Here is a 9,702-nt window from a genome sequence, read left to right on the forward strand (position 1 = left end):
AAAACCGGGTCCGTCGCGCGCACTCCTCCGATAACCTCCTGCAGTACAATAACTTAGCGCAATCGATACAATCGTCACGACCCCATCGTTGGGGAAGCGAGACGGCCCAATGTTGATTTGCGAGCTACCTTTTGAGGTCGAAAATCGGCTTGGATGAACTAATTGTGAACATTGCGACACGAAGTCTACGAATCGCCGTTTTAATGGTTGGCGAATTCGCCCTACAAACTAGCTCTTGAACTATCTGCCGCCAGATCGAAGGAACCGCTCATGACCGAATCTCCTCTTCAGGCAGACGCCGCCGCGGTCGAGAGAATTGCCGCTGCACGGCGCCAGATTCATGAGCAGCTTTCGCAGATCATCGTCGGCCAGACCGACGTGATTGAAGAACTGCTGATTTCGCTCATCAGTCGCGGGCACTGCCTGTTAGAAGGGGTGCCGGGCCTGGCGAAGACGTTGATGATCAGCTCGCTTGCGAAAACGCTCAACCTCAGCTTCAGCCGCATTCAGTTTACGCCGGACTTGATGCCGGCCGACATCACCGGCACCGAGATCATCGAAGAGAACCGTTCGACCGGCCATCGCGAGTTTCGCTTTCTCGAAGGTCCGTTGTTCTCGAACATCGTACTCGCCGACGAAATCAACCGGACGCCTCCCAAGACGCAAGCCGCGCTGTTGGAAGCGATGCAAGAGCGGCAAGTGACCGTCGGCCGCGTCCGTCACGAACTGGCCGATCCCTTCTTCGTATTGGCGACCCAGAACCCGATTGAACAAGAGGGGACCTATCCGCTGCCCGAAGCGCAGCAAGACCGGTTCATGTTCAAGGTCTACGTGAAGTATCCAAATTTTGACGACGAGTTTGAAATTGCGCGCCGCACCACTGGCGGCGCCAAAGGCGAGATCTCTCCGGTTCTGTCAGGCGAAGAGCTGATCGAACTGCAAAAGATCGTCCGCGAAGTGCCGATCACCGACCACGTGATTCGCTACGCGCTCTCCCTGGTCCGACAGACCCGCGTCGGCGCGGCTGGTACGCCTGACTTTGTGCAGGACCTGGTCAGCTGGGGCGCTGGTCCCCGCGCGGTGCAGTTTTTGATTCTCGGCGGTAAAGCTCGGGCCTTGCTGCACGGACGAACGCATGTTTCGACCGACGATATCAAGGCGCTGGCCAAGCCGGTGCTGCGACATCGCGTTTCGGTTAACTTCGCCGCCGATAGTGACGGCATTACGCCCGACGATGTGATCGATCGGATTCTGGAATCGACCCCCACCAAGGAAGACGAGCTAACAAGCGATGCCCGATTCCAAAAGATTTTTGCATCCTGAGGCGATCAAGCAGATCACTCGGCTAGAGTTACGGGCACGGCATATTGTCGAAGGTTTTCTTTCGGGAATGCATCGCAGCCCTTACTTCGGTCAATCGATCGAGTTCTTGCAACATCGCGAATACGCGTCCGGGGACGATCTACGTCATATCGACTGGAAAGTCTGGGCCAAACAGGATCGCTTTTACATCAAGCAGTATGAAGAAGAGACCAACCTGCGCTGCACGTTGCTGATCGACGCGTCGTCGAGCATGCAGTACGGCTCGGGGCCGCTCAACAAATACGAATACGCTTGCACCGCGGCGGCCAGTCTGGCCTATCTAGTGCTCAAACAGCAAGACGCGATCGGCTGCGCGATCTACGACGAAAAAATTCGTGCGCGTGTGCCGACGATGAGCAAACGCAATCATTTGCTTTCGGTCATTAAAGCGTTTGACGAGAACAAGCCGCGCGAGAAGACCAGCTTTCTGCGGATTTGTCGCGAAGCGGCCGAAGCCTATCCGCGTCGCGGCATGATGGTGATCGCATCCGATCTATTTGGCGATGTCGAAGACACGATCAAAGGATTGAAACTGCTGCGGCAGCGTGGTCACGACGTTCTCGTCTTCCACATCCTGGACGACGACGAACTTGATTTTCCCTTCAGCGGGCCGACTCGATTTGAGGGAATGGAGACCGACGATCAGTTGGACTGCAATCCCCGTGCGCTGCGGGACGGCTATCTGCAAGCGATGCAGACGTATCTGGACGAAGTCCGTCGCGGCTGTGCGAAAAACACAGTCGATTACGCGTTGGTTCGCACCAGCGATTCGTTAGGAGCGATTCTTTCGACCTACTTGAACAGCCGACTTGGCATGCACCACCGCAACTAACCCCGATTTGTTTTCGTTATGCAGTTCGTTCATCCAGCACTGACATGGGGCTTTTTGCTCCTGCTCGTCCCCGTGTTGATCCACTTGATCAACATGATGCGGCGACGACGCATCCAATGGGCCGCGATGCAGTTTTTGCTGGAAAGTCAAAAGCGAAACCAACGTTCGGTCTGGTTCAAACAGCTGCTGCTGCTGCTCGCTCGCATGGCGGCGATCGCGTTGTTAGTCGCGATCATGGCCGGCCTGACGACATCGGACCAATGGTCCTCGTTGTTCGGCGGCGGCGGAACGCATCACTATGTGATTTTGGACGATAGCCTTTCGATGTCCGACCGCACCGGCGGCGTCGAAGTGATGGACCGGGGCCGCGAAGTGATCAAACAGATCGCCGCCGCAGCCGCCGAAAAGCGAACGCCCCAACGATTGACATTGCTGCGAACCTCCCGAGCCGCCGCCGGTGACGGCGGAGTCGCCCGCGTTGATATCAGCGGCGACGACGTCGATCCCGCTTTCCGCGATTCACTGGAAGAAGCGCTGCGCAGCGTCGACTCGTCCGAGTTATCCGTCGGACCGGCCGAAGCGATCGCGGCCGTCAATCGCTTCATCACCGATAATGTTGAAAACGAAAATGCGCTCGTTTATCTCGTCGGCGACTTCCGCCGCCGAGATTGGTCCCAGTCGCAAGATGTGAAACAACGTCTGCAAGAGCTGTCGAACCGGACCGCCGAAATCAATATGGTGAATTGCTCTCGTCGCAATCCGGTGAATCTGGGGATCACGCGTCTCGCCCCCGAATCCGCGACGTTGGCCGCCGGCGTGCCGACATTCCTGGAAGTGACCGTCCGCAATTACAGCGACACGCCCGCCAACGGCGTGCAGGTCAAGCTGCAGACCTACCACGACGACGGCGCCGATCGCAAGTTCACCAGCGCCGGCGAAGGACTCGGCACGCCCCACTCCGAACCAACCGTTTACTTTGAAGAAATCCCGCCCGGCGAAGAAGTGACGCGTCGCGCTCAGATTTTCTTTCCGATCGCCGGCAAGCATGTCGCCGTCGCTCAGTTGCCGGACGACGCCGTCGCCGCCGACAATCGCCGCTTTCAGATCTTGAACGCGCCGCCGAGCATCCCAGTGCTGTTGGTCGACGGAGATCTGAATCAACGCAACGCCTACTTTATGACCGCCGTCTTCCAGCCAGGCGAAGCGGTCAACACCGGCATTCAGCCGCTGGTCGTTAGTCCGCAATACTTGCGTGACGCGTCGCTCGAAACCTTGCAAGGCTTTGACGCGATCTACCTGTTTGATATTCCCCGCTTTGACGGCGATGCGGTCGAAAAGCTGAACCAGTACGCCGCCAGCGGTCGCGGAGTCGCAATCTTCGCCGGTCCCGGCACGACGTTGGAAGCGTTGAATTCGCTGCATGACGGCGGTTTGCTGCCGGCGGCGGTCATCGGCACAAAGGAACTATCGCCGGCGATTCCCGGCGAAGAGACGGTTGATTTCGTGCCGTCCGATCATCCAATTTTCGCCGTCTTTCGCGGTGAGAAAAATCGTTTCCGCAACGACCTGAAGTTCTACCAGTACTACGACCTCGACGCGACTTGGAAGCCCAGCGACAACGGCGCCGTGCTCGGCAAGCTGCGCGACGGGCGGCCTCTGATCGTCGAACAACAAGTGGGCGACGGCAGCGTTGTCACCTTCCTGACCAGTTTGACGCCTGACTGGAACAACTGGTCGATTACGCCTGGCTTTATTGTCACCGCGCTGGAGTTGCAGGCGTATCTCGCTTCTGGCACACGACAATCGACCGAACGTCTGGTCGGCAGTCCGCTGCGGCTGGAAGTGGACGCGGCGAATTTTCGCAATGATGCGTTGGCGTACGCGCCCGGCGCCGATCGCATGCCGACCGTCAAACGTGATCGCGCGATCTTGGCCAAAGAAGAAGGACGTCCGCTGCTGAAGCTTGATTATGCCGGCATCAACAACGTCACCGGCGATTCGCTTACGGGACTTTCCGGCGTCTATGACATTTGGCTGACGCAAAGCGACGGGCTCCCCAACCTGCGGCGATTCGCACTCAACGTCGATCCGCTCGAAGGAGACCTGACGACGACCGACCGCAACGAACTACAAGCGGCGCTCGCTCCGGTTACGTTCACCTATCACACCGTCGAATCGGTCGATTACAGTTGGAACGCCAGCGAAGGCTTCGCCTGGCAAGACTATCTGCTCTACGCTCTGTTGGGATTACTCGTCGTGGAACAGATTTTGGCATTCTTGACGAGCTACCATCCTCCCGTGATGGGAGCCGCTCGATGACCTTGTTACTCGCACAAACCGACGCCGCCGCGACTCGAACCACCTATGAGTTCTCGCGTCTGGCCGAGATGACGCAGTGGAGCCATTGGGCGCTGTTGGTCGCATTGGTCGTCGCGGTGATCACCTTCGTCGGCTGGCTCTATCGTCGCGACACGCGAGAGCAATCGCGTCCCGTCCGCTGGACGTTGACCGGACTTCGTCTGGCCGCGTTGGCCGGTCTGCTCCTCTTCTTTTTCAATCTTGAAAAGAAGACCGAGAGCGAACTGCATGAAAACTCGCGCGTCGTCGTGCTGGTCGACACCAGCCTTAGCATGGCGCTCCCCAACAGCATCGAAAGCGGATCGTCTCCCCGTTACGAACAGATCGTCGACAAGTTCTCGCAAGGGGAACTGCTCGAACAATTGCGTAAATCGCATGACGTGCTGGTCTATCAATTCGATCAAACGGCACAGCCTACCGAACTGGCCGTCTTCCGTCGCCCGCAGACCGATACGGTCTCCGACACCGAAGACTCGGCCGAGATGGACGCGCGGTTCCGCTCGGCTCGCTTGCTGCTATTGATCAGCTTCGGCGTGTTGGCGATCAGCTTACTCGCGTACTTGATCGCACTCGGCACGCGTCGCATGGCGCCTACTTGGCGAGAGACGGCGGCCGCTTGGTCGATGATCGGCGCTTTTGCGTTGGTCGTCGGCGCCTCGTTGGCCGCAACCGCAAACTTGCGCGCCCCTGAGCTCAGTCTGCGTCAATTAGCCGTAGGCGACTTGAACGTCGTTGCGGGCCAGCCATCGCAGCCCGGAGCCGACCGAAGCCGAAGAGGAAGCGGCCGCCCCAAACCCTAGCTGACATCGACTGGCTCGACAAGATCAAGCCGCACGGCGTCGAGACGCGTATCGGCGACGCGATCGCCCAAATCGTGCAACAAGAACGCGGTCGCCCAATCGCCGGCATCCTGCTGCTTTCGGACGGCGTGAACAACGGCGGACTCGAAATTCGCGAAGCGATTCAGATCGCCGCCGATTCGGAGACGCCGGTCTTTCCGATTGGGCTAGGACCTTCCGAACGACCGATCAATCTGCGAGTTGTGGATCTCGAAGCGCCGTCGCGGGTCTTTCCGAATGACGCCTTCCAAATCACCGGCTACATCCAGGCCTTCGCGTCAAAGACCGATTTTGTCAACGTGCAGCTGGCGTCGGGCACAACCGACTCCGACGGCAAGTTCCGCGAAGAGACGCTCGAAGGAGAATCGCGTCGCATTACCTTGGGCGCCGACGGCGCGGTGGTCGCGACCACGTTTGACGTGACTCCCGACTCGCTGGGCGAACGCACCTATCAGCTGCGAATTTTGTCGCCGGCCGGTTCCGATCAGGATACCAGCGACGATCAAAAAGATGTCAAAGTGCAAGTGATTCAGCGGAAAAACCGCGTCCTGTTGATGGCCGGCGGACCTTCCCGCGACTTCCGCTTTTTGCGAAATCAGCTGTATCGCGACAAAGATGTCGAACTGCACGTCTATTTGCAAAGCGGCAAGCCCGGCATCTCGCAAGAGTCGGACGAGCTGCTCTTTAGTTTCCCCAACGATGCAGCCGACCTGTTTGAAAACTACGACTGTATCGTCGCGTTTGATCCCGATTGGTCGCAACTGACCGTGGAACAAGCGGAACTGCTCGAACGTTGGGTCGCCGAGAAGGCCGGCGGTTTGATTGTCACCACCGGCCCGGTCTTTACGGCCGAATGGGCCAGCCAACGACGCGGCGATCCGGTAATCGACATCGTCAAACAGCTCTACCCCGTCACCTTCCATAGCCGAGGGACTTCGATCGGCTTGGATCGTTTCGGATCGGAGAAAGCCTGGCCGTTGGTCTTTACCAACGAAGGTCAGTCGCAATCATTTTTGTGGCTCGGCAACGACGGCGCCGGCAGCGCCGCTCGCTGGGAAGAGTTTCCCGGCGTCTACGGTTACTACGCGGTGCGCGACAAAAAAGAAGGCGCGTCGATCTTAGCGCGGTACAACGATCCTGACGCGGCCCTCGGCGATGATCCGCCGGTCTATATGGCGACCCAGTTTTATGGCGCTGGCCGCGTCTTTTTCATGGCAAGCTCTGAGATGTGGCGAATTCGCGCTTTGCACGAAGGCTACTTTGAGCAGTTTTACACCAAATTGATCCGCTACGTGTCGCAAGGGCGACTGCTGCGTGACTCCAGCCGCGGCGTTTTGTTGACCAACAAAGACCGCTTGCTGGTGGGCGAAACGGTCGAAGTTCGCGCTCACCTGACCGACGCCAAGCATGAGCCGCTGACCGATCCGCTGGTCAAAGCGATGGTCTCTCGCCCAGACGGACGGCGTGACGAACTAACGCTGACGCAAGCCGAGCAGGGAGGGAAGGGGCAATACCATGGCCAGTTTACTCCGCTGATCGAAGGGGACTACCACATCGAATTGCAATTGGCCGGCGGCGGCGAAGATTCACTACTGACGCGGGACATCCGCGTACGGCTGCCGGACAAAGAAATTGAGCGTCCAGAACGAGACGATGCGTCGATGCGACAAATCGCCGAGGGGACCGGCGCCGTCTATTACGTAGGGATGGACGCCGCGCTCGGCAAATCGGCGCTGCCAGCCGTTTACTTGTCGGCCACGTTGCCGACCCAAGATATGTACACCGCGCTGCCTGATTTGGTCGACCGCAAGTTCGACCGGCTGCTGCGGACCTGGCTGCTCGGCCTGATATGCGGGGTGCTTGCCCTGGAATGGCTGACGCGGCGCCTGTTGAAATTAGCGTAACCTGAAGAGCGGTCGAACATGACGACGCCTAAACCGAAATCCGAAATCCCCGCCGATCTGCGCGAGCTGCTTGGTTCGCTGCGCCGGCGGATTCGGCTCTACGTGTTGCTCGAAGGACTGGCGCTGCTGGTCGTTTGGCTTGCCGTCACTTTTTGGGTCGGCTTGGCGGTCGACTATCTGCCGGTCACTTTTGGCGCCAGCGAAATGCCGCGCGAGGCGCGAATCGTCTGCTTGGTCGCGATCTATGGGGTCAGCGCTTATATCTTTTATCGCTGGGTCCTGATTCGCCTGGTGGCGCGGATGTCCGACACCAGCATGGCGATCTTGATCGAGCGGCGCTATCCGGCGTTCCACGAGAGTCTGCTCACCGCGGTCGAAAGCCCGGTCGAAGAAGATCTGACCGAGATCGCATTTCGCGAAGGCATGATCCGTCAGGCCGTCACCCAAGCGGTCGAGAACAGCCGGCAGGTCAAGCTGAATGAGATCTTCAATCCTTGGCCGTTGACCCGCAACGTCACGTTGGCGGTCGCCCTGTTGATCAGCATCGGCGCATTCGCCGTCATCTCGTTTGACTCGTTCCAGATTTGGGGACGTCGACTCTATTGGCTATCGGACGAAGCTTGGCCCCGTCTGGCTCAGATCGAAGTCGTGGGCGTCGAAGTAACCCGTCCGTCCGGCGCTAGCGATGGTACGACTGCAGCCGATGTGGTGGAAGTCATCCCCTTTAAAAATGGAGTTGCAACCGTCGCGCGAGGATCTTCGCCGAAGCTGCTAGTACGAGCCAAAGCTGACGCCGAAGTGGTCCCCGCTTACTGCACAATCGTGTACGAGACCGCCGATGGCGCTCGCGGCAGCGTCGCGATGCAGCGCGTCGGAACCGCGCGCAGCGATTATCAACGCTATATCTTCCAGCGCAAGCCGCTGAAGAGCATCTTGGGGTCGATCTCGTTTGACCTGATCGGCTACGACCATCGTCTCCGCAATCTGCGGATCGAAGCGGTCGACAGTCCGGCGATCTTGACGATGCAAGTCGACGCCGCTCCCCCGCAGTACACCAATCTGCTGCCGCGCGTCTCGGAGCTGACCTCTTCCTCTGACCTGCCGGTTGGATCGCAGTACAAGCTGTTAGCGAAAACCAACAAGCCGATCGTCCGAGTGGAGATCGCCAACTTACGCGAACAGACGCAAAGCGAAATGACGCTGGCCGAGCCGAACAATCAGTTCGAGCTAGAGTTCCCTCCGCTGACGGACGACCTGTCGCTAGAGTTAACCTTGATCGATAGCGACGGCATCTACAGCGAAGCTCCTTTCCGCGTGCAAATCGCAGCCGTCGCTGACCAGGCGCCCAACGTCAACTTGCAGTTGGCCGGCATCGGCACGGCGATTACGCCCCAGGCCCGGATCCCGCTGCTGGGAACCGTCGGCGACGACTACGAAACGAAAGACGCTTGGCTCGACGTCCAACCAGGCGACGGCGACATTACGCCGTTCGCGATCAAGCCGACCCCTCAAGGCGACGTGAACTATGTGCTCGACTTAAAAGAAACGACCGGAGCGCCGCAGCTTGTCGCAGGTGATCAAATTTCGCTCACCCTCAAAGCAAGCGACCTGCACGATCTGACCGGCGGCCCCAACATCGGCGTCAGCACGCGCTATCCGCTCGACGTCGTTACCCCCAGCAAACTGTTATCGCTGCTGGAAGCTCGGGAGCTTGGGCTGCGCCGGCGCTTTGAACAAATCTTGCAAGAGACCCAGCAACTACGGGAAGAATTCGTCCGCGTTCAGCTCGACGCCAAAAGAATCGCGACCGGCCCCAGCTCGTTCTCTTCCAGCGATTTAGAAGGCGACGACGCCGCTGATCCCGTCGCCAAGCTGCAACAGGCAATCGAGTTACAGCTGCTTCGCGTCCAGCGAACTCCCCAGGCCAGCCGCAAAGCCGAAGACGAACTGCGGGGGGTCGCGGCCGGGTTCGAGGAGATTCGCCAAGAGATCATTAACAATCGCGTCGATACCGAGAAACGGAAGGAACGTCTCGAAAATGACGTGATCGGCCCGATTAACCAGATCGCCGATGTCCGCCAGCCCGAGCTGCGGGAAGCGATCAAGCGCCTGGAAGCGTCGCTGGACGACCCCACCCATTCGGTGGAGGCCGTCGGTGATGCAATTGCCGAAACCGACGAGATCATCCTGGCGATGCAGCAAGTCTTGGACAAGATGCTCGACCTGGAAACCTTCAACGAGCTGGTCGACCAAATCCGCGAAATCATCCAGTTGCAGGAAGAATTGCAAAAAGATACCGAAACCGAACAAAAGCGGCTATTCCGAGATCTGTTTAATTTAGAGTCGTCGGATTGAGACAATCCGCTTAAACTGGAGTAACGGCGGGCTATGCCGCCCAGGAGGGACC

Annotated in this window: 6 protein-coding genes; all 6 read left to right on the top strand. The window is 58.7% G+C overall.

Features of this window, described 5'->3' with window-relative positions; translation table 11 throughout:
• The first annotated feature begins 270 nt into the window (after positions 1 to 270).
• The 6 genes from DSM3645_RS13995 to DSM3645_RS14020 all read left to right on the top strand — a co-directional run bounded on the left by DSM3645_RS13995 (position 271) and on the right by DSM3645_RS14020 (position 9,650).
• Positions 271 to 1,323, top strand: a complete 1,053-nt coding sequence (locus DSM3645_RS13995; protein ID WP_002652858.1) for an AAA family ATPase — start codon at positions 271 to 273, stop codon at positions 1,321 to 1,323.
• Positions 1,292 to 2,194, top strand: coding sequence for a DUF58 domain-containing protein (locus DSM3645_RS14000; protein WP_040351844.1), 903 nt, complete (start codon positions 1,292 to 1,294; stop codon positions 2,192 to 2,194). Before DSM3645_RS13995 ends, DSM3645_RS14000 begins: the two co-directional genes overlap by 32 nt.
• Positions 2,195 to 2,212: 18 nt before the next feature.
• Positions 2,213 to 4,513, top strand: coding sequence for a BatA domain-containing protein (locus tag DSM3645_RS14005; protein WP_002652860.1), 2,301 nt, complete (start codon positions 2,213 to 2,215; stop codon positions 4,511 to 4,513).
• Positions 4,510 to 5,352, top strand: a complete 843-nt coding sequence (locus DSM3645_RS14010; RefSeq protein ID WP_002652861.1) for a hypothetical protein — start codon at positions 4,510 to 4,512, stop codon at positions 5,350 to 5,352. Before DSM3645_RS14005 ends, DSM3645_RS14010 begins: the two co-directional genes overlap by 4 nt.
• A 74-nt stretch (positions 5,353 to 5,426) precedes the next feature.
• Positions 5,427 to 7,295, top strand: coding sequence for a hypothetical protein (locus DSM3645_RS14015; protein WP_002652863.1), 1,869 nt, complete (start codon positions 5,427 to 5,429; stop codon positions 7,293 to 7,295).
• Positions 7,296 to 7,313: 18 nt separating this feature from the next.
• Positions 7,314 to 9,650 (top strand): hypothetical protein, encoded by a 2,337-nt coding sequence (locus DSM3645_RS14020; RefSeq protein ID WP_002652864.1) that lies wholly within the window; start codon positions 7,314 to 7,316, stop codon positions 9,648 to 9,650.
• Positions 9,651 to 9,702: the final 52 nt, after the last annotated feature.

Origin of the sequence: Blastopirellula marina DSM 3645, assembly GCF_000153105.1 — a bacterium.
GTDB lineage: Bacteria > Planctomycetota > Planctomycetia > Pirellulales > Pirellulaceae > Blastopirellula > Blastopirellula marina.

Coding starts and splice junctions, on each gene's coding strand:
- DSM3645_RS13995 (WP_002652858.1), top strand. CDS start 271: ATGACCGAATCTCCTCTTCAGGCAGACGCCGCCGCGGTCGAGAGAATT.
- DSM3645_RS14010 (WP_002652861.1), top strand. CDS start 4,510: ATGACCTTGTTACTCGCACAAACCGACGCCGCCGCGACTCGAACCACC.
- DSM3645_RS14000 (WP_040351844.1), top strand. CDS start 1,292: ATGCCCGATTCCAAAAGATTTTTGCATCCTGAGGCGATCAAGCAGATC.
- DSM3645_RS14005 (WP_002652860.1), top strand. CDS start 2,213: ATGCAGTTCGTTCATCCAGCACTGACATGGGGCTTTTTGCTCCTGCTC.
- DSM3645_RS14020 (WP_002652864.1), top strand. CDS start 7,314: ATGACGACGCCTAAACCGAAATCCGAAATCCCCGCCGATCTGCGCGAG.